The 23,766-nt window shown below is 59.6% G+C and carries 22 protein-coding genes; 9 read left to right on the plus strand and 13 right to left on the minus strand.

Translation table 11 applies throughout. The features are described from left to right. Positions 1-256 precede the first annotated feature (256 nt). From ACWKWM_RS03040 to ACWKWM_RS03070, 7 genes are all read left to right on the plus strand, one after another. The gene (locus tag ACWKWM_RS03040) at positions 257-1,375 is read left to right on the plus strand and encodes an MFS transporter (protein ID WP_483844694.1); all 1,119 of its coding nucleotides are present in this window, start codon (positions 257-259) and stop codon (positions 1,373-1,375) included. A gap of 243 nt (positions 1,376-1,618) precedes the next feature. After that, complete coding sequence (locus ACWKWM_RS03045) at positions 1,619-2,299, plus strand: hypothetical protein (protein WP_483844695.1); 681 nt, start codon at positions 1,619-1,621, stop codon at positions 2,297-2,299. A gap of 108 nt (positions 2,300-2,407) precedes the next feature. Next, on the plus strand, positions 2,408-2,947 hold the full coding sequence (locus ACWKWM_RS03050) for a methylated-DNA--[protein]-cysteine S-methyltransferase (protein ID WP_483844696.1): 540 nt from the start codon (positions 2,408-2,410) through the stop codon (positions 2,945-2,947). 196 nt (positions 2,948-3,143) lie between these two features. Then, positions 3,144-3,761, plus strand: a complete 618-nt coding sequence (lexA, locus tag ACWKWM_RS03055; RefSeq protein WP_483844697.1) for a transcriptional repressor LexA — start codon at positions 3,144-3,146, stop codon at positions 3,759-3,761. Next, positions 3,761-4,378 carry a translesion DNA synthesis-associated protein ImuA gene (imuA, locus tag ACWKWM_RS03060; protein ID WP_483844977.1) on the plus strand — a complete coding sequence of 206 codons (618 nt, stop codon included), beginning with the start codon at positions 3,761-3,763 and terminating at the stop codon, positions 4,376-4,378. Before lexA ends, imuA begins: the two co-directional genes overlap by 1 nt. Positions 4,379-4,385: 7 nt before the next feature. Continuing rightward, positions 4,386-5,816 (plus strand): Y-family DNA polymerase, encoded by a 1,431-nt coding sequence (locus tag ACWKWM_RS03065; RefSeq protein ID WP_483844698.1) that lies wholly within the window; start codon positions 4,386-4,388, stop codon positions 5,814-5,816. Beyond that, complete coding sequence (locus ACWKWM_RS03070; RefSeq protein WP_483844699.1) at positions 5,813-8,914, plus strand: error-prone DNA polymerase; 3,102 nt, start codon at positions 5,813-5,815, stop codon at positions 8,912-8,914. Before ACWKWM_RS03065 ends, ACWKWM_RS03070 begins: the two co-directional genes overlap by 4 nt. A 131-nt stretch (positions 8,915-9,045) precedes the next feature. Here ACWKWM_RS03070 and ACWKWM_RS03075 read toward each other — a convergent pair whose 3' ends face one another. The 12 genes from ACWKWM_RS03075 to ACWKWM_RS03130 form a co-directional block, all read right to left on the minus strand. Beyond that, positions 9,046-9,819 carry a 3-hydroxybutyrate dehydrogenase gene (locus tag ACWKWM_RS03075; RefSeq protein ID WP_483844700.1) on the minus strand — a complete coding sequence of 258 codons (774 nt, stop codon included), beginning with the start codon at positions 9,817-9,819 and terminating at the stop codon, positions 9,046-9,048. A 10-nt stretch (positions 9,820-9,829) separates the two neighbouring features. After that, on the minus strand, positions 9,830-11,221 hold the full coding sequence (locus ACWKWM_RS03080; protein WP_483844701.1) for a GntP family permease: 1,392 nt from the start codon (positions 11,219-11,221) through the stop codon (positions 9,830-9,832). A 316-nt stretch (positions 11,222-11,537) separates the two neighbouring features. Next, complete coding sequence (locus tag ACWKWM_RS03085; RefSeq protein WP_483844702.1) at positions 11,538-12,953, minus strand: sigma-54 interaction domain-containing protein; 1,416 nt, start codon at positions 12,951-12,953, stop codon at positions 11,538-11,540. Positions 12,954-13,010: 57 nt separating this feature from the next. After that, positions 13,011-14,594, minus strand: a complete 1,584-nt coding sequence (locus tag ACWKWM_RS03090; RefSeq protein WP_483844703.1) for an ABC transporter ATP-binding protein — start codon at positions 14,592-14,594, stop codon at positions 13,011-13,013. Between the two features lies 1 nt (position 14,595). After that, the gene (locus tag ACWKWM_RS03095; RefSeq protein ID WP_483844704.1) at positions 14,596-15,618 is read right to left on the minus strand and encodes an ABC transporter permease; all 1,023 of its coding nucleotides are present in this window, start codon (positions 15,616-15,618) and stop codon (positions 14,596-14,598) included. Further along, a complete protein-coding gene (locus tag ACWKWM_RS03100) occupies positions 15,618-16,682 on the minus strand; it encodes a microcin C ABC transporter permease YejB (RefSeq protein ID WP_483844705.1) in 1,065 nt (354 codons plus the stop codon). The genes ACWKWM_RS03095 and ACWKWM_RS03100 overlap by 1 nt, the downstream gene beginning before the upstream one ends. Beyond that, positions 16,682-18,550: an extracellular solute-binding protein gene (locus ACWKWM_RS03105; RefSeq protein WP_483844706.1), complete on the minus strand. Its 1,869-nt coding sequence runs from the start codon at positions 18,548-18,550 to the stop codon at positions 16,682-16,684. Before ACWKWM_RS03105 ends, ACWKWM_RS03100 begins: the two co-directional genes overlap by 1 nt. Positions 18,551-18,873: 323 nt before the next feature. After that, complete coding sequence (locus tag ACWKWM_RS03110; RefSeq protein WP_027898593.1) at positions 18,874-19,155, minus strand: peptidylprolyl isomerase; 282 nt, start codon at positions 19,153-19,155, stop codon at positions 18,874-18,876. A gap of 105 nt (positions 19,156-19,260) precedes the next feature. Beyond that, a complete protein-coding gene (locus ACWKWM_RS03115; RefSeq protein WP_483844707.1) occupies positions 19,261-20,142 on the minus strand; it encodes a lipase family alpha/beta hydrolase in 882 nt (293 codons plus the stop codon). 300 nt (positions 20,143-20,442) lie between these two features. After that, on the minus strand, positions 20,443-21,528 hold the full coding sequence (locus ACWKWM_RS03120) for a 3-deoxy-7-phosphoheptulonate synthase (protein WP_483844708.1): 1,086 nt from the start codon (positions 21,526-21,528) through the stop codon (positions 20,443-20,445). Between the two features lie 333 nt (positions 21,529-21,861). Further along, positions 21,862-22,008 (minus strand): hypothetical protein, encoded by a 147-nt coding sequence (locus ACWKWM_RS03125; RefSeq protein ID WP_483844709.1) that lies wholly within the window; start codon positions 22,006-22,008, stop codon positions 21,862-21,864. 51 nt (positions 22,009-22,059) lie between these two features. Next, positions 22,060-22,287: a hypothetical protein gene (locus ACWKWM_RS03130; protein ID WP_483844996.1), complete on the minus strand. Its 228-nt coding sequence runs from the start codon at positions 22,285-22,287 to the stop codon at positions 22,060-22,062. Between ACWKWM_RS03130 and ACWKWM_RS03135 the strand changes: the two genes are divergently transcribed. Next, entirely contained in the window at positions 22,213-22,965 is a 753-nt protein-coding gene (locus tag ACWKWM_RS03135) for a carbon-nitrogen hydrolase family protein (RefSeq protein ID WP_483844710.1), read from the plus strand. The two genes, ACWKWM_RS03130 and ACWKWM_RS03135, sit on opposite strands and share 75 nt — an antisense overlap. A 45-nt stretch (positions 22,966-23,010) precedes the next feature. Here the strand turns inward: ACWKWM_RS03135 and ACWKWM_RS03140 are convergent, their stop codons facing one another. Continuing rightward, the gene (locus ACWKWM_RS03140) at positions 23,011-23,247 is read right to left on the minus strand and encodes a DNA-binding protein (RefSeq protein WP_483844711.1); all 237 of its coding nucleotides are present in this window, start codon (positions 23,245-23,247) and stop codon (positions 23,011-23,013) included. Between the two features lie 81 nt (positions 23,248-23,328). Between ACWKWM_RS03140 and ACWKWM_RS03145 the strand changes: the two genes are divergently transcribed. Further along, positions 23,329-23,691, plus strand: a complete 363-nt coding sequence (locus tag ACWKWM_RS03145; RefSeq protein ID WP_483844712.1) for a helix-turn-helix domain-containing protein — start codon at positions 23,329-23,331, stop codon at positions 23,689-23,691. The last annotated feature ends 75 nt before the right edge of the window (positions 23,692-23,766 follow it).

Consider the following 23,766-nt stretch of genomic DNA (forward strand, 5'->3'; position numbering starts at 1 on the left):
AAATGAGCAGTGAACGTGCTTGGTTGCGATTTAAATGGAATATTGCAGGCTCTGTGCCATGTTGCCGGACATGCGAATGCGCAGGCTGGATGTCGAGCAGAGGGGGATTTGATGAGTGATTTAGCAACACTCTGTTGATGCGCTGTTGCTGGGCAGACACCTGAGTGACGCTGCAACAAAATCGTCACACGCAGGTTGTCAGATGAGTGCTGGCACAGCATCCTAGCGGTCTGTTTGTTTCAGGATCTTTCTGCGCATGTCTGCCGCTGCCCGTGACGCCGACCACGCTTCCCGCCGCTCCGCGATCGTTCTCAGTCTGTGCCTGCCCAGCGATGTCCTGCTGTACCTGTTGCTCCCGATGAATGCCGACGCTTTCGGTATTTCTCTGGCACAGGCCGGGGTACTTCTCGCCGCCAATCGGCTGGTGCGTATTTTCGGCTACAGCTACGTGGTGCGCTTCTTCGCCAGCCGAGGCGATCGCCCCACCGTGATGCTGGCGGCGGCTGTTGCCGCAGTTTGCGCGCTGGGCAACTCATTCATTTCCGGCTTCTGGTGGCTATTGATCCTGCGTCTGGGGTGGGGCCTGGCCTACGCTGCGCTCAACCTCTCCACTCAAGTGCTGGCCACCTCCGAACCGGGCGGCGCGGCCCGACGCTCAGGACGCTCGCGAGCGTTGATTGCCATCGGGCCGATGATAGCCTTGCCCGTCGGGGCGTTGATCAGTCTGCATTTCGGGCCCCGGTTGATCTTTCTCATTCTGGCGTTTGCCTCGTTGCTGGGGCTGTGGGTCGCAAGAGGCTTGCCCGACAAGGCCCATGCCATGCCGCCTGCCAGCGGCCGTCGCTTCAAGATGCCGGACAGCGTGGCCGTGTGGTCATTCGTCGAAGGCGTGGCGCTGGATGGTTTGTTCATCTTCGGCTTGTCGTTGCAGGCGCAAGCGGTACTTGGCGGCAATGCCGTATTCATCGCGGGAGTGCTGCTGGCCCTGCGTTACGCCTCAGAAATGCTCCTGAGCCCGCTCGGGGGACGCGCCGCCGATACGTTCGGCGCGGTGCAAATGCTGGTGGTGTTTTCCGCGCTGACTGCTGTTGCCCTGACCGCATTCGGCTTTCACTGGCTGATCATCGGTGCCGGTGGCGTGCTGATCCTGCGGGCACTGCAATTGCCCTTGGTCACGACCTTGGTTGCGCAACGCAATCCGGGCGCCGGGCGGGTTCAGGCGTTGGCGGCTAATGCGGTCTGGCGCGACGTCGGAGCAGGGGTTGGGCCTTTGCTGGCCGGGGTGTTGCTGCCGGTTGCTTCGGCGTCCTGGGTGTATTCGCTGGCGGGGTTGGCAGTGGTCGTCAGTGCGGTGGTCTGTAGCCTGCGCAGATGATTGCTGGCGGATAAGGGTATGATCCCCATCCGGGAAGCCTGCGGAATATACCGACCGTTCGGCGATTATTTCGCTCAATCAGGTACTTACGTGCAACCTTTCAGGCGTTTTCGCCTCTTACCCTCATTCTTCATATCGCAATAAATCGCTGCCAAGCTGTGGCGAGTATCAAACAGCCAGCTCACAAGGACGTAGTAGCCGGGCCGCAGGCGCCCACCACGTACTATAAGAACTCAGGCCATCATGACCTTTTTCAAGTCCTCAGCGTTATCCCACCCCTTGCGGCGCATCGCCTATTTTCTATTACCCGTATTGCTTCTTTGCTCTGCCGTGGTGTTCTTCTCGGTGGGCAGGGGCGTACACGCCGAGCCGAAAAACGGCACGCAAACCCTGGTTTTCCTGCGCCACGCCGAAAAACCCGACATGGGCCTTGGCCAGTTGAACTGCCAGGGTTTGAACCGCGCCATCGACCTCTCGACCTTGCTGCCCAAAGAGTTTGGCAACGCCAACTTCATCTTCGCCGCCAACCCAAGCCGGCATGTGGAAGAAGGCGAGGGTGATCATTCCTACAGCTACCTGCGCCCCCTGATGACCATCAGTCCCAGCGCCATCAAGCTAGGCTTGCCGGTCAACATCGACTTCGCCGCCAACGACACCAGCGATCTGGCTGACGAGTTCATGCGCGACAAATACCACGACGCCACCATCTACACCGCCTGGTCCCACGGCTATCTGCCGGAACTGATCAACAAGGTGGCTGAAGAAGCGTCCGGGAAAAAGGTCAAGCTGCTGGACGACTGGGTCGGCGATGACTTTGATTCGGTGCTGGTCCTGACCTTGAAGTGGGTCAACGGCAAGGCATCGCTGGAATATGAGAACTACAAGCAGAATCTTGATGGCGGTGAGGTGGGTTGCCCGACTTGAGTCGCTGCAACGGCGCGCGTGATTACAGCGTTGTGCGGGGGTAAGATTTCGGTTTGCTCCGGCCAGTACGATTGAAATCGTGTCGCGCAACGTTATCAGGAACACCCCATGTCCCTCACCTGCCGCTACATGGCTTCCCCAGTGGGCCAACTGAAACTCGTCGCCAAAGGCAACAATCTGGTCGCCATCCTTTGGGAGAACGACCGCCCAAACCGCATCCGCCTTGGCCCCATGTCGGATGATCCGAACAGCGAAGTTCTCCAGCGTACCGAACAGCAGTTGAACGAGTACTTCGCTGGGACGCGTAACTGTTTTGAACTCGACCTGGACTTTTCTGGCACCGACTTTCAAAAGAAAGTCTGGCAGGCGCTGTTGACCATCCCCTTCGGCGAAACCCGCACCTACAGCCAGATCGCCTTGCAAATCGGCAGCCCGGCGGCGGTCAGGGCGGTGGGCGCGGCCAACGGTAAAAATCCGATTTCGATCATCGCCCCGTGCCATCGGGTGATTGGCATGTCCGGTGAATTGACTGGTTTTGCGGGTGGGTTGGCGGCGAAAGAGTTGTTGTTGAGGCTTGAGGGGTGGGATGGAAATCGGTTGAAAAAGCGGGTGGCGGTTGAGAATGCCGTGCAGGGTTTGTTGTTTTAGGGCAGCTGCATTGCGCTTTTGATTCTGGCCGCAGGCCGTAGGAGCACGGCTTGCTCGCGATGGCGGTGTGCCGGTAACGCATGTGTCGTCTGGTAAACCCCAATCGCAAGCAAGCTCACTCCTACAGGCCTGGTCTTCACTTCAAAATCTTCCCTGACCAAAGGCCCTAGCCAAAAAACCTTTCAATGGAGTACAAATGTACTCCATGACGACCTTATCTCCCCGCCGTACCCAAATCCTCGCCTTTATCCGTGACCGCATAGCGCAGAACGGACAGCCGCCGAGCCTTGCCGAAATCTCCGAAGCCTTCGGGTTTGCGTCGCGCAGTGTGGCGCGCAAGCACATTGTGGCGTTGACCGATGCTGGTCTGATCGAAGTCACCGCCAATCAGGCGCGGGGCATTCGACTGGTGTCTGCCAGCCCCAGACCTGAATTACTGGAGCTGCCCGTACTCGGTCGCGTAGCAGCGGGCTTGCCCATCGGGCCTGATATCGACACACATGACACGCTGCTGCTGGACCGCAGCACGTTTACCCGGGTCCCGGATTACCTGTTGCGAGTCAAAGGTGACTCGATGATCGAGGATGGCATTTTCGATGGCGATCTGGTGGGTATCCTGCAAAGCGTCGAGGCGCAGGATGGTCAGATTGTTGTCGCCCGGCTTGACGGCGAAGTGACGATCAAGCGCCTGGAGAAAGGCGACAACGAATTCCGCTTGCTGCCACGCAACCCTGCCTACGAGCCGATCATCGTTCACCCCGATCAGGATTTCGCTATCGAAGGCGTGTTCTGTGGTCTGGTGCGACGCGAATGATGGGCGCAGTGGTCAGCCTCGAGGCGCTGCTGGACGAGCGCCGAATCTGGAAAGGTCGCCCTGCGGTCCAGCCAGTCGCTGCGCAACCCACCGGGCATGCGTTGCTCGATGCCGCATTGCCCATGGGTGGCTGGCCGCCGTCAGCGCTGAGCGAAATCCTGATTCCGGCCGATGGCAGTGGCGAGTTGCGCTTGCTCTGGCCGACCCTCGCCCGACTGGCCGACAGCGGCGAACGTATCGTGCTGGTGGCTCCGCCTTACGTGCCGTATCCACAGGCCTGGCAGGCGGCGGGGATTGACCTGCGACAACTGGCGGTAATCGACGCCAGCGAGCGCGATGCCTTGTGGGCGGTTGAGCAATGCCTGCGTTCGGGCAGTTGCGGGGCGGTGTTGTGCTGGCCGAAGAAGGCCGATGACCGCGCCCTGCGAAGGCTGCAAGTGGCCGCTGAAACCGGCGAAACCCTGGCGTTTGCCTGTCGCCCGCAACAAGCCGCTGCCAATCCGTCGCCTGCGGCATTACGCCTGGCCATCGACGTGCGACCAACCCAATTGCGGGTGCTCAAATGTCGAGGCGGTCTGGTGCCGCCGACTCCCATTCCCTTCGCGACCGACGCTTGAGGTTCCTATGCTCTGGGCCTGTGTCCTGTTGCCGCAACTGGCGCTGGACGGCGTCTTGCGTCGTCGCGCCGATCCCGAACAACCGCTGGCGCTGGTCAGCGGCACGGCCCAGCGTCGTGTACTGCAAACCGTCAATGCGGCAGCCCGCGAACTGGGCCTGCGTCCCGGTCAGTCATTGACCGCTGCACATGCCATGACCCATGGGTTCGACACGGCCGAATACGAGCCCGCCGACACCGAGCGCTGGCATCGACTGTTGGCCGCCTGGGCGTACCGCTTCAGCTCCCAGGTCAGCCTGAAATACCCCCGCGTGTTGCTGATGGAGATTGAATCCAGCCTGGGCCTTTTCGGTCCGTGGCCGGTGTTTGAAGCGCGCTTGCGTCATGAGTTGACGGCTTTGGGCTTCACTCACCGCATCGTCGTGGCGCCCAACCCGGTGGCGGCGCGCATGCTCGCCAATGGTCACGACGGTCTATCAGTGACCTGCAATCACAGCCTGCTGCAGATCATCGAGCAGATGCCGGTCAACCGCATTGGCCTGACCCGCGAGGCGTCGACGGCTTTCGCGCGCATGGGCCTGCATACGTTGCGGCAAGTGCTGGCATTGCCCCGGGAAACATTGGCTCGACGCTTCCCGGCGCAGGTGTTGCAGCATCTGGACACTTTGATCGGGCGCAGGCCCGTGGCGCTTGAGTGTTACATCCCGCCTGATTTTTTCGATATCCGCCTCGAGCTGAATTTTGACGTGGAGTCGCATCAAGCGCTGCTGTTTCCGCTCAAGCGTTTGATTGCTGATCTGGCGGCGTTTCTGGCCGGGCGCGACAGCGGCGTGCAGCGCTTCATCATTCATCTGGAGCATGTGCCAAGCGTAACGGGTGCCGTGCCGGACACCTTGGTGCCGATCGGACTGCTCAGCGCCGAACGTGAAGTGAACATGCTGTTTGAGCTGGCGCGGGGTCGGCTGGAGCAGATTCAGGTGCCAGCGCCGGTACGCGCAATGCGCTTGCATGCTCGAGATCTCCCGGCCTTCGTGCCCACCCACCGCGAGCTGTTCGACGAGCGCCCCCAGCAATCATTGCCCTGGGAGCAACTGCGCGAACGGCTGCGTGCGCGGCTGGGGGATGAGGCGGTCAGCGGCTTGCGCGCCCATGCCGATCATCGCCCGGAATGTGCGTGGCAGCCGGGTCTGATCAGCAAGACCACAAGTCCCGCACCTTTTGTCCCGCGTCCCGGTTGGCTGTTGCGCGAGCCCGAGCCGTTGCATGAATCCAGCGTGCGGGTGCTGGCAGGTCCCGAGCGCATCGAGTCCGGCTGGTGGGATGGCGGGGATGTGCGGCGCGATTACTTCCTCATCGAAACCCGCTCTGGCCAGCGCGCCTGGGCCTATCGCCCGGTGGGTGACGACAGCGGCCTGTTGCTGCACGGCTGGTTCGCATGAACGGCGAATACGCGGAGTTACATTGCCTGTCCAATTTCAGCTTTCAGCGAGGTGCGTCCAGCGCCAAGGAGCTGTTCGAGCGGGCAAAGCTGCACGGTTATCAGGCGTTGGCAATCACCGATGAATGCACCCTGGCCGGCATCGTGCGGGCCTGGCAGGCGGCGAAAGATGCCGAACTGCCGCTGATCATCGGCAGCGAAATGTGCATCGACCAAGGGCCTAAAGTCGTGCTGCTGGTGGAAAACCTGACCGGCTATCAGACCTTATGCGGGCTAATCACTCAGGGCCGTCGGCGGGTGAAAAAGGGTGAGTACCGACTGCTGCGCGAGGATTTCAAAACCCCCATGAGCGGGTTGCTGGCCTTGTGGGTGCCGGACCTGCAGGAAGACGCGGCCACGCTGGGTGAACAGAGCCAATGGCTGCGTGGGATATTTCCCAAAAGCGCGTGGCTGAGTGTCGAGCTGCATCGTGGGCCGGACGATGAAAAACGTCTCGCGCACTTGCTCACTCTCGCCCGGGAGGCCGGAATTCCCGCCGTGGCCTGTGGCGATGTGCACATGCATGCCCGAGGTCGCCGCGCGTTGCAGGACACTATGACCGCCATCCGCCATCACACCACTGTCGCCGAAGCCGGTCATCGACTGTTTGCCAATGGCGAGCGGCATTTGCGCCCACTTTCGATGCTGGCGGACGTTTACCCTTCGCAGTTGCTGGCCGAAACCCTGCGCATTGCCCAGCGCTGCACGTTTGATCTGGGCCAGTTGCGATACGAGTACCCCCACGAACTGGTGCCCAAGGATCACACCGCGACATCATGGCTGCGCCAACTGACCGAGGAGGGCGCGCGCTTTCGCTGGCCCGATGGCGTCCCGACCAAAGCCCGGGCCAACATTGAAAAAGAGCTGAAAGTCATTGCCCAGATGAAGTACGAAAGCTACTTCCTCACCGTGCAGGACATTGTCGCCTTTGCCCGTGAGCGCGGGATTTTGTGCCAGGGCCGGGGCTCGGCGGCCAACTCTTCAGTGTGTTTCGCCTTGCGCATCACCGAACTGGACCCTGAAACCAGCAACCTGCTGTTCGAGCGCTTCATTTCTACCGAGCGCAACGAGCCGCCGGACATCGACGTGGATTTTGAGCACGAGCGCCGGGAAGAAGTCCTGCAATACGTGTTTCGCCGTTATGGCCGGGGCAGGGCCGCGCTGACGGCGGTGGCCAGCACCTATCACGGGGCTGGCGCGGTCAGGGACGTGGCCAAAGTGCTGGGTTTGCCGCCGGATCAGATCAACGCGCTGGCCGATTGCTTCAGCCGCTGGAGCGATTCGATGCCGCCTGCCGAACGCCTGCGTGAATGCGGCTTCGATCCGGACAGCCCGATATTGCGTCGAGTGATGACGCTGACCGGCGAATTGATCGGCTTCCCTCGACACCTGTCGCAGCACCCCGGCGGTTTCGTGATTTCCGAGCATCCGCTGCACACGTTGGTGCCTGTTGAAAACGCGGCCATGGCCGACCGCACGATCATTCAGTGGGACAAGGACGATCTGGACCTGGTCGGTCTGCTCAAGGTCGACATTCTGGCGTTGGGCATGCTCACGGCGATACGCCGCACCTTCGATCTGGTGCAGCTGCATCGCCAGACGCACTGGACGCTGGCGACTGTTCCGCAGGAAGACAAACCGACTTACGAGATGATCAGCCGCGCCGACACCATCGGCGTGTTTCAGATCGAATCCCGGGCGCAGATGTCGATGCTGCCGCGCTTGCAGCCCAAAACCTTTTACGATCTGGTGATCGAGGTGGCCATCGTCCGGCCGGGGCCGATTCAGGGCGGCATGGTGCACCCGTATCTGCGGCGGCGCATGGGTGAGGAAAAGGTGGTTTATCCCTCCGAAGAGCTCAAGGACGTATTCGAGCGCACATTGGGCGTTCCGCTGTTTCAGGAGCAAGTGATGCAGCTGGCGATCGTCGCCGCTGATTATTCCCCCGGCGAGGCCGACCAACTGCGCCGTTCCATGGCGGCCTGGAAACGCCACGGCGGGCTGGAACCCCATCGCATTCGGCTCAGTCAGCGCATGGCGGAAAAGGGCTATACCGACGAATTCATCACGCGCATTTTCGAACAGATCAAGGGCTTCGGCAGCTACGGTTTCCCCGAGTCCCACGCCGCCAGCTTTGCGCTGCTGACTTACGCCAGTTGCTGGCTCAAATGCCATGAGCCCGCCGCCTTCACCTGCGCGCTGATCAACAGTTGGCCGATGGGTTTCTACAGTCCTGATCAACTGCTTCAGGACGCCCGACGCCATCACATCGAAATTCGCCCGGTGGACGTGCGTTACAGCGACTGGGATTGCTCGCTCGAGCCAGTCGAAAGCCGCGAGTACAACCAGAATCTGGCGATCAGGATGGGCCTGCGCATGATCCGGGGCTTTCGTGAGGAAGACGCCAAACGCATCGAAATCGCCCGCGCACATCAGGCGTTCAGTGACGCCACCGACCTGTGCCTGCGCGCCACTCTGGACAATCGCGCGCGCGAGTCGCTGGCCGATTCCGGCGCACTGCGGGGTTTGATCGGCCATCGTCATCGGGCCCGTTGGGAAATCGCCGGGGTCGAAGCGCAGCGACCGCTGTTCACCGATCAATGCACCTCGGACGAGCCGCAAGTGGCGCTGCCGCTGCCCAGTGTCGCGCAGGATCTGGTGGCCGATTACCAGACCCTCGGCACCACGCTAGGCCCGCACCCAATGGCGTTGTTGCGCGGCAAATTGGCGGCCAAACGCTTTCGCAGCTCCAAAGACCTGCTGGATCTGGAGCATGGTTGCACTGTTAACGTGGCGGGGCTGGTAGTGGGCCGACAACGCCCCGGTACGGCGAGCGGCGTAACGTTTGTCACGCTGGAAGACGAGCACGGCATGCTCAACGTGGTGGTCTGGCTGGATTTGGCCGAGCGTCAGCGCAAAGTGCTGGTGGGGTCGCAACTGATGCAGGTGTTCGGCAAGTTCGAATACCAGAAAGGCGTGCGCCACGTCATCGCGCAACGGCTATTCGACCTCACGCCACTGCTGACCGGGCTTGACGTGCGCAGCCGGGATTTCAAGTGATTGAGCGCAGGACATATTCTGTAGGAGCCAACTTGTTGGCGAGGCGGTTGCACCCGGAGCGCCGATCTGCCGTCTCGCGAATGAATTCGCTCCTACAGTGGGATGTCCGCCCGACAACACCGTTTGGGCGATTACCGCGCCAACCACCCGCCATCAATATTCCATGCCGCGCCACGCACCTGCGCGCCGGCCTCGCTGCACAAAAACAACGTCAATTCACCCAACTGCGACGGCGTGACGAATTCCAGCGAAGGCTGCTTCTCGGCCAGCAAATCAGTTTTCGCCTGTTCGACATCACCGGTCTCAGCGCCGCGATCATCGATCTGTTTCTGCACCAGCGGCGTCAGCACCCAGCCGGGGCAGATCGCGTTGCAGGTGACGTTGCTGGTGGCGGTCTCCAGGCCCACGACTTTGGTCAGACCGATCACGCCATGTTTGGCCGCCACATAAGCGGCTTTGCCGGTAGAACCCACCAACCCGTGCACTGAGGCGATGTTGATGATCCGGCCCCAGCCTTTGGCGCGCATGCCCGGCAAGGCCAGACGCGTGCCGTGAAACACCGATGACAGATTGATCGCGATAATCTTGTCCCAGCTTTCTACCGGAAAATCTTCCACCGAATCGACGTGCTGGATACCCGCGTTGTTCACCAGAATGTCGACGCCGCCGAACTCGCGCTCGGCGTAGGCGATCATGTCGGCGATCTGCGCCACGTCGCTGACATCCGCCGGGTGATGGCCGACCTTGCCGCCGCCGTGTTGCTTGACCTGCTCGATGACCGCCGAAGCGTCACCGAAACCGTTGAGCACCAGATTGGCCCCGGCCTTGGCCAGGCTCAGCGCGATGCCCAGACCGATGCCGCTGGTGGACCCGGTGACCAGTGCGGTTTTGCCGTGCAGACTCATGTTCGATTCCTCATACGATGCCAGTTGCATAGAAGGTGCCGATCACCACGAAGACCGCCAGGGTCTTGATGATGGTGATGCTGAAAATGTCCTTGTAGGCCTCGCGGTGGGTAAGGCCTGTCACCGCCAGCAAGGTGATCACTGCGCCGTTGTGCGGCAGCGTGTCCATGCCGCCGCTGGCCATGGCCGCCACGCGGTGCAGGACTTCCATCGGGATGTTGGCCGCGTTGGCAGCGGCGATGAAGCTGTCGGACATCGCCGCCAGTGCGATGCTCATGCCGCCTGACGCGGAACCGGTGATACCGGCCAGCAAGGTCACGGTGATCGCTTCGTTCACCAGCGGATTGGGGATGCTTTTCAAGCCGTCTGCCAGCACCAGAAAGCCGGGCAGGGAAGCGATCACCGCTCCAAAGCCGTATTCCGACGCCGTGTTCATGGCCGCCAGCAATGCGCCGCTGACGGCACTTTTACTGCCTTCGGCCAGCTTGGTGCGCACCGCGTTGAAGGCGAATATCAGTACGAACAGGATGCCCACCAGTAACGCCGCTTCGACCGCCCAGATGGCGGTGATTTTGCCGATTTCGGTCTGTACTGGCGTGGCCATGCCCGGCAGCGAAAGGGTGTGGGTCTTGCCATACCACTGAGGGATCCAGTGGGTGAAGAGCAGGTTCATGATGCCCACCAGCAACAGCGGCGCCAGGGCAATCCACGGGTTTGGCAGTTTGATGTCTTCCGGGGTGTCGGGCTCATTGCGCAGTTCGGTGCCATAGCCTTCGCCGGCACGTTGCGCTTTGTTGCGTTGGCGCTGGAGAAACAGCATGCCGGCGCAGAACACGAAGATCGTCCCGATCAAACCCAGCCACGGCGCGGCCCAGGCGGTGGTATTAAAGAAGGTCGAGGGGATGATGTTCTGGATTTGCGGGGTGCCGGGCAAGGCGTCCATCGTGAAGGAGAATGCGCCGAGGGCAATGGTTGCAGGGATCAACCGTTTGGGAATATTGCTCTGGCGAAACATCTCGGCCGCGAACGGGTACACCGCGAACACCACCACGAACAACGACACGCCGCCGTAGGTCAGCAATGCACAGACCAGCACGATCACCAGCATGGCCTGTTTGGTGCCGAGCAAACGGATTGCCGCTGCGACGATGGAGCGCGAAAAGCCGGACAGTTCGATCAGCTTGCCGAACACTGCGCCGAGCAGGAAAACCGGGAAGTAGAGTTTGACGAACCCGACCATCTTGTCCATGAACACCCCGGTGAAGGCAGGCGCAACGGCAGAAGGATCGGTCAGCAACACCGCGCCAAGGGCGGCGATGGGGGCAAAAAGAATAACGCTGTAACCACGATACGCAGCCACCATCAGCAGCGTCAGGGCTGCCAGGGCAATGATCACACTCATTGAGTGTCTCCTGTTGTTATTGTTTTTAGGTGCGGTCGAGCCGCTGGTGATGCGATAGCGAGATTCGTGCCAGCAGGTTAACGGATTGATTTGTAAGTGTTTATTCAGGAGTAAGCCGATTTGCTCGAAGATTGTGTCTCGAAACAGAGATTTCGGTTCAGCGCAGGTCTCTGTGGGAGCGGACCTGTCCGCGAAAGCAATGGTCCAGCCGACAAATATTCATCGGTAGGCAGGGCCTCTTCGCGGACAGATCCGCTCCCACTGGGCAGGCGGTGGTCGGAAATAGCCGGCTCTACATGTAGAGACTCAAGTCTCTTTATCGAGACTCAACAATCCCCAGCGCTGCCATCTTCTTGTACAGCGTAGAACGCCCGAGCCCCAATTGCTGGGCGGCAAGAATGACATTGCCGTCGCACTGGGCAAGCGTGGACTGAATCAATGCCCGATCAAAACGTTGTCGGGCCTCGGTGTAGGTCTCAACACAGCCGGGCTCGTCGGGTTTGAGCCGGGTGGTTTCCACCGGTACCAGCGTACCGATCGCTGCGCGGATTTCGTGGGCCTCTAGCCGCAGGTCATCGCTGAGCAGCGCGGCCCGCTCCAGCACGTTGCGCAGTTCGCGGATATTGCCAGGCCAGGCGTGCTGTCCGAGCATGTGCATCGCCCCCGGCCCCAGTTCATGCTGACTGCGCAATTCCTCAAGAATCGCTTCACTCAAGGCTGGCAAGTCGTCCAGACGCTCGCGCAGGGGCGGGACCTGGATCGGCAGTACGCTGAGCCGGTAAAACAGGTCAGCGCGAAATTCGCCACGTTTGATCGCAGCTTCAAGGTCGGTGGACGTCGCCGCGATCAGGCGTATATCGCTCTTGACCATCTGATTGGAGCCGACCGGTTCGTACTCCTTTTCCTGCAACACCCGCAGTAACTTGCTCTGCAATGGCAACGGCATGTCGCCGATCTCGTCGAGAAACAGTGTGCCGCCTTCCGCCAAGTGCAGTTTGCCGTGACGGCCCTTGCGCTCGGCACCCGTGAAGGCGCCCGGAGCAGTACCGAAAAATTCGGCCTCAAGCAACGTTTCCGGAATTGCCGCGCTGTTGATGCTGACGAAAGGTTTGCCCGCTCGCGGCGAGGCGTTATGGATGGCATGGGCCAACAGCTCTTTGCCGGTGCCGGTTTCGCCGAGCAGCAGGACCGGCGATTCGGCGCTGGCACTGCGCCGCGCCCGACGCTTGACCTCAAGACTGGGCGCGCTGGTGCCAATGAAGTGCGCGAAGCTGTACTTGGCCTGACGCGCACGCAAGAGCGAGCGCGTCGAGGCCAGTTCCTGCTGCATGCTCAGGTAACGCTTGAGTAGAGGGGAGAGGGCGTGCAGCTCATCGAACAGCGCAAAGCCGATGGCGCCGATGAGCCCGCCCACGTCGTCATGAATGGGCAGACGCATGACCACCAACGGGTCTTTGGCGGTGTCCATCATGTCCAGCAAAATGGGTTGGCCATCGCTGGCGACCTGACGCAAAAGGCTGCCGGGGATGACCCTTTCACAGGGCTGGCCCACTGCCAGGCTGGCATCCTCCAGACCAAAGCGCCTGGCGTAGCGCTCGTTGATCCAGACGATCCGGGCTTCCTTGTCGACGATTACAGTACCTTCGCTGGACTGCTCGATGATTTCGAACAACGAACGGATCGCAAGCCGCCGTACGCGTCGGTAATCCTTGAGGCTGTCACTGTCTTTCATGCACTGTTCCGCCGTATTCCTTTTTCGGCATCTGGCCGCACAGACTGCTGTGTTGACTCAGTTAAAACCTGGGTGCGCCGCTGCCAATAACTCCCGGGTGTAGGGATGCTGCGGTGCATCGAACACATCATGGCTGGCGCCGCGCTCGACCACCTTGCCGTCCTTGACCACGATCAGGTCATGGGCCAGCGCCCTGACCACCGCCAGATCGTGGCTGATAAACAGATACGTCAGGCCGTGCTTTTCCTGCAATTGACGCAACAGCGCAACCACCTGCTTTTGCACGGTACGGTCCAGTGCAGAAGTCGGTTCATCCAGCAGAATAAGGGCAGGTTTAAGCACCAGCGCGCGGGCGATCGCGATACGTTGCCGCTGACCGCCGGAAAACTCATGGGGGTATCGGTGCCGACTCAAGGGGTCGATTCCGACTTCTTCTAGCACACGAATAACTTCGTTTTCACAGCAGAGCTTGTCCAGTTCGCTGTGCACCTCCAGCCCTTCGCTGATGATTTGCGCCACCGACATGCGCGGGCTGAGGCTGCCATAGGGATCTTGAAACACCACTTGCATCTGTTTGCGCCATGGGCGCATTTGCTTCTGGGTCAGGGTGTCCAGCGACTGGCCCTTGAAGCGGATACTGCCACGCGATTCCAGCAGGCGCAGGATTGCCTGACCAAGTGTCGATTTACCTGAGCCCGATTCGCCGACGATGCCCAACGTTTTGCCGCGCTCGATACTCAGGCTGATGTCATCGACCGCTTTGAGGTATTCCTGATGGCGGCGAAAGATTCCGCCCCCTAATGAAAACCAGACCCGCAGATTATCGACTTCCAGCACTTTCTCGCGGGTATCGCGTGGCAGTGGTTCGCCCGCAGGCTCGGCGTCCAGCAATAATCGGCTGTAAGGATGCTGCGGGTTTTTGAACAATAAATGGCAGTTGGATTGCTCGACGATCTCGCCCGCGCGCATCACACACACGCGCTGGGCAATGCTGTGCACAAGGTTCAAATCATGGCTGATCAACAGCAAAGACATGTTCAGCCGTTGTTGCAGCTCTTTAAGCAGCAGCAGGATTTTGCGCTGAACAGTCACGTCGAGCGCGGTGGTGGGTTCGTCGGCAATCAACAGCTCAGGTTCGCAGGCCAGGGCCATGGCGATCATCACCCGTTGCCGCTGGCCGCCGGAAAGCTCATGGGGATAGGCCTTCAGGCGTTTCTTGGCGTTCTGGATGCCCACCAGTTCCAGCAGTTCAAGAATGCGTTTCTGCGCGGCACGTCCGGTCATTCCTTTGTGCAGCAGCAGGGTTTCGCCGATCTGCTTGGACACGGTGTGCAGCGGGTTGAGCGAGGTCATGGGCTCCTGAAAGATCATCGCGATCTGATTGCCGCGAATCTCGCGCAGTGCTTTGCCGTTGGCACCCAGCAATTCCTGGCCGCGATAACGAATGCTGCCGGTGCTGACAGTGCCCGCCTGGGGCAACAGTTGCAGGATCGAGTGCGCCGTCACCGATTTGCCGGACCCCGACTCACCTACCAGCGCCAGACATTCGCCCGCCGGGATATCCAGACTCAGGTTTTTAACCACGGTGTTGCCGCTGAAGGACACCGACAGGTCACGTATTTCAATCAGGTGCTCAGACATGTCAGGACCTCGGGTCGAAGGCATCACGCAGCGCCTCGCCTATGAAAACCAGCAGCGACAATATCAGCGCCAGGGTGAAAAAAGCGGTAAGGCCCAGCCACGGCGCTTGCAGGTTCTGCTTGCCCTGGCCGATCAGTTCGCCCAGTGACGCGCTGCCGGCCGGCATGCCGAAACCCAAGAAATCCAGAGCAGTCAGCGTCGAAATAGCGCCGGTCAGGATGAACGGCAGGTAACTCAACGTCGCGTTCATAGCGTTGGGTAAAATGTGCCGCATGATCACCTTGCGATCATCCAGCCCTAGGGCGCGGGCCGCTTTCACGTATTCCAGATTGCGCCCGCGCAGGAACTCGGCGCGCACCACGTCCACCAGCGCCAGCCATGAAAACAGCGCCATGATCCCCAGCAGCCACCAGAAGTTAGGCTCGACGAAGCCCGACAGGATGATCAGCAGGTACAGCACCGGCAGCCCGGACCAGACTTCCAGCAGTCGCTGACCAATCAGGTCCACCCAGCCGCCGTAATAGCCCTGCAACGCCCCGGCCGCAATGCCGATCAGCGCACTGATGACAGTCAATGCCAGGGCAAACAGAATCGACACTCGCGAGCCGAAAATCACCCGGGCCAACACGTCGCGGGCCTGATCGTCCGTGCCCAGCCAGTTGACCGAGGAGGGCGGGCTTGGCGCCGGTTTGTTCAGCTCGTAATTGGGCGTGTCGTCGCTGAAAGGAATCGGCGGGAAAAGCATCCAGCCATCGCCTTTTTCGATCAGCTTCTGCACGTAATCGCTGCGATAGTCAGGCTGGAACGGCAGTTGCCCGCCGAACTCCTGCTCGGTGTAGCGTTTGAAGGCAGGAAAGTATAACGAGTGCTGATAACTGAGCACTAAGGGTTTGTCGTTGGCGATCAACTCACCGCCCAGGCTGATCAGGAACAGGCCGCAAAACAGCCACAGCGACCACCAGCCACGGCGGTTATTACGGAAACGCTCGAAACGACGGCGAGCCACCGGAGACAATCTGCGCATCAAACGTTCCTCGCGCTGAAGTCAATTCGGGGATCAACCAGGGTGTAGCAGATGTCGCCCACCAGCTTAATCAGCAGACCGAACAGGGTGAAAATGAACAGCGAGCCGAACACCACGGGATAGTCCCGTGAAACGGCAGCCTCATAACTCATGCGCCCCAGGCCGTCGAGGGAAAAGATCACCTCGATCAACAGGGAGCCTGCGAAAAACACGCTAATGAATGCCTGCGGGATGCCCGCGACCACCAGCAGCATGGCGTTGCGAAATACATGACCGTAGAGCACGCGGCGTTCGCTCAAGCCTTTGGCGCGTGCCGTCACTACGTACTGACGCGTGACTTCATTGAGGAACGAGTTCTTCGTGAGAATGGTCAACGTCGCAAAACCACCGATGACCAGTGACATGACCGGCAACACCAGATGCCAGAAGTAGTCGGCGATTTTGCCCACGGTGCTCAGTTGATCGAAGTTTTCCGACACCAGCCCGCGCACCGGGAACCAGTTCAACGATGTGCCGCCGGCAAACACCACCACCAACAACATGGCGAACAGGAACGCTGGCATCGCGTAGCCGATGATGATGGCGGTGCTGGTCCAGATGTCGAAATGGCTGCCGTGCTTGACTGCCTTGCGTATGCCGAGCGGGATCGACACCAGATAGGTGATCAGCGTCGCCCATAAGCCGAGGGAGATCGACACCGGCATCTTCTGCAGGATCAGGTCGGTGACCTTCGCGCCCCTGAAGAAACTGTTGCCGAAGTCCAGCCGCGCGTAGCTGGTCAGCATCAACCAGAGTCGCTCGTGCAGCGGCTTGTCAAAACCGTATTGATGCTTGATGTCTTCGATCAGTTTGGGGTCCAGGCCACGACTGGCGCGGGACTGGCCGGTGTTCATGGTTTCGGTATGACCGGCGCCAATGGAACCGCCCGCCACCCCTTGCAGCTTGGCGATGGCTTGCTCGACAGGGCCGCCGGGCGCTGCCTGAACGATAAAGAAGTTCACCAGCAGAATCGCGAACAGCGTTGGAATGATCAGCAGCAGGCGCCGCAACAGGTAACCGAGCATTACTTCACCTCCGTGGGAATGGCCGAGGCGCCACGCTGTTTGGCGAACTGCTCGTTGGTCAGCGCTTGCGGGCTGACTTCCCACCAGGTGTCGATGGCTTCACTGTTGCTGGCTTGCACTTTCGGAATGCCGAAACGGTTCCACCAGACTGTGGAAGAACCCGGCGGGTAATAGTTGGGGATCCAGTAATAGCCCCACTGCATGACCCGATCCAGCGCGTGGGCGTAGTCGACCATGGCCGGTTTGTTGTCAGCTGTGGCCAGGCCGTTGATGAGTGTGTCGATGGCTGGGTCCTGAAGCACCATGTAGTTGCTGGAGCCAGGATCTTTCGCCACTTTGGAACCGAAACTGTTGTACAGCTCAACGCCCGGCGAAGTCGACACGTTGTAGCCCGTGACGATCATATCGTAATCGCGGGCCATGACGCGGTTCAGGTATTGCGCCGAGTCGATGCGACGGATTTCGAAATCGATGCCGATCTGCGCCAGATTACGCTTGTACGGCAGCAGAATTTTCTCGAATCCGCTCTGGCCATTCAGGAAGGTGAAACTCAACGGCTCGCCTGCGGCGTTGACCAATTGGTCGCCCTTGGGCATCCAGCCGGCCTCTTCCAGCAGGCCCAACGCCTGCAATTGCTTGTCCCGGATGAAGCCGGTGCCATCGGTTTTGGGTGTTTCGAAGACGGTGGTGAACACTTCAGGCGGGATCTGCCCGCGCAACGGCTCGAGGATTTTCAGTTCCGATTCGCTCGGCAGCTGCGTCGCTGCCAGATCGCTGTTGGAGAAGTAGCTGCTCTGGCGAATGTAGACGTTGCGCATCATCTGCTTATTGGTCCACTCAAAATCCCACAGCATCGCCAGCGCCTGGCGCACCCGGCGGTCCTGGAATTTCTTGCGGTCCAGATTGAACACGAAACCCTGAGAGCTTTGTACCGCGCCTTTGGCCAGATGCGCGCGCTGCAAGCGTCCTTCTGTCAGCGCATCACCGGCATAACCGATGGAATAACCCGTGGCGGAGAATTCCCGGTTGTAGTCATAGCCACCACCGCGCAGCACCTGACGCGCCACGTCGATATCGCCGAAATACTCAACGTTAAAGTGATCGAAGTTGTAGAGCCCGCGCGCGACCGGCAAATCTTTGGCCCACCAGTCCGGGTTGCGCTCGAAGGTGACACTGCGTCCTGGGTCGACCTTGCCAATGCGGTAAGGGCCGCTGCCCACCGGGATTTCAAAGTTGCCGGCGTCGGCGAAATCGCGGGTTTTCCAGAAGTGCTCGGGGAAGACCGGCAACGAGGCGAGGTCCAGCGGCAGGGTGCGGCTCTGGTTGCTCTTGAAGTCAAAACGCACTTGGGTCGGTGACTCGACCTCGACCGCCTTGACGTCCTCAAACTCGGTCCGGTACGAAAGGCTGCCTTGGGTCATCAGCAGGTTATAGGTGAAACGCACGTCATCGGCCGTGATGGGCGTGTCATCGGCGAATCGAGCTTTTGGATTAAGGAAAAACCGCAGCGACATGCCGTCCGCGCCACGCTCCATCTTCTCGGCCACTAGCCCGTAAACCGTGTAGGGCTCATCCAGCGAGCGCACCGCCAGTGGAGAGTAGAGAAGGCCATTGACCTGCGACACGCCAGTGCCTTTGTCGAGGTACGGCATGATGTGGTCGAACTGACCGATTTCCAGCGCAGAGCGTCGCATGCTGCCGCCTTTTGGGGCGTCCGGATTGACGTAATCGAAGTGCTGGAAATTGGCAGGGTAGCGGGGTGCTTCTCCGTAAACGGTCAATGCGTGTTGGGGGGCGGCAGACAAGGATTGAAAACCCGAGACAAGGGCCAGCGTTGCAACCATCAGCGATGAAAAAACAAAACGCATTAAACGAATCCTGACTGATGCCCGAAGCTAGGCATCAGGGTTGAGGGTCTCGGGCCGGCATTAACTGCCCATCCGCTGTTCTTGTTCGTTACCTCTGTTGCCAAGGTACCGGATTTCAGAGCCCGGTTGTAACTGCATGATGCGTGCGAAATATGAAGATCGACATAGTGTCGCTGTGGCCTTTCGGTCCGCAATGCTCGATCAACGGGATAAGCGCCAAAACGAAGCAATTTCTTTGCCGCAATGACGCCTCAGCTCAGTGCGGCGGCGGAAACAAAACGGCCCGCTATAAAAGCGGGCCATTTTGACAAGCGGTATGGGAATCAATCCTGACGGCTGGTCACTTCAAGCAGGTGATAACCGAATTGGGTTTTGACCGGACCTTGAACCACATTGACCGGCGCGCTGAATACCACGGTATCGAATTCTTTAACCATCTGACCTGGACCGAACGACCCCAGGTCGCCGCCCTGACGGCTGGAAGGGCAGCTGGAGTTGGACTTTGCAACCTCGGCAAAATCAGCGCCGCCTTCGATCTGAGCTTTGAGTTCGTTGCACTTCTCTTCGCTGGAAACGAGGATGTGGCGGGCAGTAGCTTTGGCCATTTGAGTATTACTCCTGTGAAAAAAAGGAAGAGCCTACCGGATTAAGGAAGGTTTTTTCCAATAAAGTTCCTGACCGTTCCTCGCGTCGGCGATTGGCCATCGGTGCTACAGCCCTTTACGGCTGAGCCTTACAGCATGCTCGACGTACAGTGCAACGGGATCGATAAGAGCGCGCACGACCCCTGCACTCTGGTTGATCGTGTCTACGTGGTCCATCGGATAGTCGGATCGGATCACATGACCCAAGTGCGAACTGAAACGTCCGACGAGGCCGTCATTGAAGTCTTTTTCCCTTTCAAATAGCAGCGCGAAGCTGCGGCAGGCCAGATGCAGTGGGTCGAGGGCGTTCTTGCCTTCGTTCAACAGGTTGCCTGCGATGCAGCCGCTCCAGGAATAGTAGCCCACGCCATCGACCCGTTCCGGGCCGCTTTCGCCCCCTCTGGCCGGTAAACCCTGTGGGTATTTGGCGTTGAAGGCACCGACACCTGCGGTAGTCAGGGCATCCAGTGCTGCGATCGGATCTTGCGGCAGAGAGTGCTCGCCACCGAGCAACGCCAGGAACTGCGAGAATCCCTTGATCAAGGGCGCGGCGACGCTTTCCGGCAACGCGCCGGGTTCAAACGCCTGGCGCACACGGTCGGCTACTTCCGAGCCATGATTGGGCCCACTGATGGAGGTGACCGAGGCAACGACGTCGGGGCTCTGTGCGGCGGCGTAGCGTGAGGTCAAGGCGCCTTGACTGTGGCCAAACAGGTTGACCTTGGTAAAGCCTGTCCTTTTAAGGAAACGCTCTATTTGCTCAAGCAGTTGCTCACCTCGGACTTCGTTATCATGAGCACTGGAGAGAGCAGGGACATGCACTCGGCAACCAGCTTTTTCCAAGGCCTCCTGTATGCCGTAGAACATGTTGAATGAGCCGATACGGTCAAAGCCGAAAAGGCCATGAACCAGGAAAATGGGGTATTTGGTCGTCACTTCCATGTGCATACACAGATCCGGGCGGGTTGCGGGGCGGTGACGATACCGACGTGGTGGATAAAGTGAAGGAAGGGTTGGGCGCGGCTAGACCGATCTTGCGCTCAGGTTTGCATGGACGTGAATGCGCTGACGGGCACGCCGATTCAGGGTACGGCGCGCGGGATGACACTGGGATCCAGAGGTGTCTTCGTGGCGGCAGGATTGTTTCTTACGCCAACAGTCATAAAAGGCAGAGCGTTTCGCAGTCATCGGTGACGGCCCAAACATTAGCCGGCCACACATCGTAGGCCGGCTTCCCATTTCTAGTTGTTACCTGAACCGCAGTGCGTGCACCGCCTCGCGCAACATTTGCTCGGTGCTATCCCAACCAAGGCAGCCGTCGGTCACCGAAACGCCATAGCGCATCGAGCCACTCAACGGCTGGCACCCTTCGAACAAGTGGCTTTCCAGCATCATTCCGATCAGGCTGCTGTCGCCCCGCAAGCGTTGCTCAAGCACATCTCTGAACACGGCGGGCTGGCGCAATGGGTCCTTGCCGCTGTTGGCATGACTGCAATCAACCATAATTCGCGCAGCGGTGCGGTTTTTCAGCAGGCTGGCGTTGACCTGGGCGACGCTCTGCTGATCGTAGTTCGGGCCGCTATGCCCGCCGCGCAACACGATATGTGTGTCGGGGTTGCCTTGGGTTTCGATGATTGCCGAGTGCCCCTGGCGATCAACACCGAAGTGGCGATGGGGATGGGCCGCCGAGCGAATCGCGTCGCAGGCGATGGCGACGCCGCCGTCGGTGCCGTTCTTGAATCCCACCGGCATTGCCAGACCGCTGGCCATCTCGCGGTGAATTTGCGATTCGGTGGTTCGAGCACCAATGGCCACCCAACTCAACAGGTCGTCGAAGTAGCCGGCTGCCATGGGTTGCAGCAATTCTGTGGCGACCGGCAAGCCCAGCTTCAGCATTTCGCGCATCAGGTGCCGAGACAGCGTGAGGCCGCCGACCATGTCGTCACTGCCGTCCAGGTGCGGGTCGTAGGCCAGGCCTTTCCAGCCGACCGTGGTCCGCGGTTTCTCAACGTAGGCGCGCATGACCAGCAGCATCTGATCGCTGACTTCTGCGGACAGTTGAGCCAGGCGCTGGGCGTATTCCAGCGCCGATTGCGGATCATGGATTGAGCATGGGCCAACGATGACCAGCAAACGGGAGTCTTCGCCGTTGAGGATCGCACGGACCGACTGGCGGTGTGCGTCAACTTGCTGGGTCAGCGATGCATCCAGCGGGAGTTGATGCTTGAGGTGCAACGCGCTGGGCAAGCGCTGTGGGGCAGAAATGCTATCGAGCAAGGTCACAGCGCTGGACGCGATGTCTGACAGGCTTTTGGTGGCAACGGACGAATTCATGTTCTGGCTTCCTGGCCGGCGGGGAACGGTCCCGCGCGGGCCTACTGGGGTGTTCGACAATTAGCCGGATTGGCTGACTGGGTAAGGCTGCCGCCTGTCAATGAACGGTCGGAGGCGGCTGGTTGGCCCGAGCGCAGGTTGCTAAATCGCCAGGCGAAGTCGATGTCGTTGCGGTAATAGCGGCGGTTGGTCATGTGGTCGTCCTCGTTGATCGGTTGAGTTGCATTCGGCAATTTTGCGGGCTTGAAAAAACAAAACCCCCGGTCGGGTAGCCGACCGGGGGTAGAGAATTCTCTGGTTGGCGTCCCCTTAACAGTGGGCGCCGGATAGGTATCAGGCGCGCCAGTGGCTAAACCAATACCCATAAAAATAAGAAGCGCGGGACTTGCCCAGTTGGCTCGCATCCGACACAGCCAATTGCGCAACCGGACGCGTGGCGTCGGCAGTGCTGCAGAGCTGTGAAGAGGTGAAAGGCAACATGATGTGTCTCCGTTGAGTGGGCGTGAGCTTACTTCAGGGCGGCGACCGTATTCAATTGGAAATATCAATAACTGCTATCGAATTGCTCAGCGCGCCTGGCATTGTTTTCTTCACATCGGAACGAAGGGGCATAATCGGTAAAGTATCAGCGACTGTTGGCCGCCAACGCTGTGTCATCAGGAAATCATGAGAGGGAATCTTGGAATGAGTGTCACCACATACGCTGTTGCGCAAATTGCCGTCTCGGCGGGCGAGGTCCACGCCAATGTACAAAAGCATTTGCGATTCATGGGTCAGGCGGCCGAGCGTGGCGTGCAGTTCCTGCTGTTCCCCGAACTATCGTTGACCGGCTACGAGCCCGCGCTGGCCCGTGAGCTGGCGACGGGCGCTGATGATGCACGCTTGCAGCCACTGCGCGACTTCGCGGCGCAGAGTGGGATGATCACTGTAGTAGGGGCGCCGCTTCTCGCGGGTTCGGGATCTGACATCTTGATCGCCGCACTGATCTTCGGCAGGGAGGGCCAACCTGGCGTTTATACCAAGCAACATCTGCATGCCGGTGAGGAGCAAGTGTTCACTGCGGGTACTGGCGGCGCCAGGTTGAGCGTCGATTCGCAACAGATTGCACTGGCGGTCTGCGCTGACTTCAGCCACGCCAGTCATGCGCTAAAAGCAGCGCAGGACGGCGCGGAGATGTATGCGGCCAGCGTGTTGATTTCCAGAAACGGATATAGCGCTGACGCGCAGGTGCTTGCTGACTATGCGCGCGAACATCGGTTTGTAGTGATGATGGCAAACCACGGCGGTCCAACCGGAATCTGGCATGCGGCAGGCCGGAGCGCCATATGGGGAGCGGATGGTGAACAGATTGCGGCCATTGAGGGCGAGGGCGACTTTTTATTGATAGCGACAAATCGCAACGGTCATTGGTCCGCAGTTGTTGAGTCTTTGATCTAATCGTGTGGGTGCACAGCTTGGTTGAGTGGCTTGACGCCCCTCCCGCTATTGGTCCGCGGGCAGCACAATCAGGCTGCCATCGGCGGCCACAATCACACCGACCTTCATTCCTAAAAGGACAGCCACGCGATGCGCCTCTCCGCGACGGCCTTTTTTGCGACCCGATAAAATCTGGTAAGTCGTTGCCGGATCAACGTTATTTTCCCGAGCAAACTCTTGAACCGATTTTCCCTGTTGTTCCAGCCAGGCCTTGGCTTGTGCTGCAGTACGGATTCCGGGCATAGTTCAAAACCGTTCAAGTCAGTATATTTTTATCGGATTCTACCATTCGTAAGGATGGAGTCAACAGGATTATGCATTCAAATGAGTGGAATAGGCATTCGACTTAGGGAAGAAAGAGACCGGCTGGGACTGTCCCAGAAAGCTTTCGGTGAAATCGGCGGTGTCGAGGCCAACGCCCAGGGAAAATATGAAAGCGGTCATCGTATGCCGAAGGCTGATTATCTGGCAGCGGTTGCTCGCAGCGGCGTCGATGTTCTGTATGTGCTTACCGGCAGGCGTGTTCCGGTCCAGCTCAATCGTCTGAGTCAGGTGGAGGAGTGGGTACTGGGCAGTTACCGGTCGTTGGAGAAAGAGGATCAGGACGCTATTCGCCGTCTGACTACAACGCTTGCCGAGTTTTCGGCACCGTATGCGGCGGTGAAAAGACCAGCGCAAGAAGATTAGCAACCAGGCTCTGCTTTGGCACAGGCTCGAAGATATATGCAAAGGATGCTGCCGATGATGATAGGTTGTCGGCAG

It is taken from the genome of Pseudomonas rosaeacicularis, assembly GCF_057128745.1.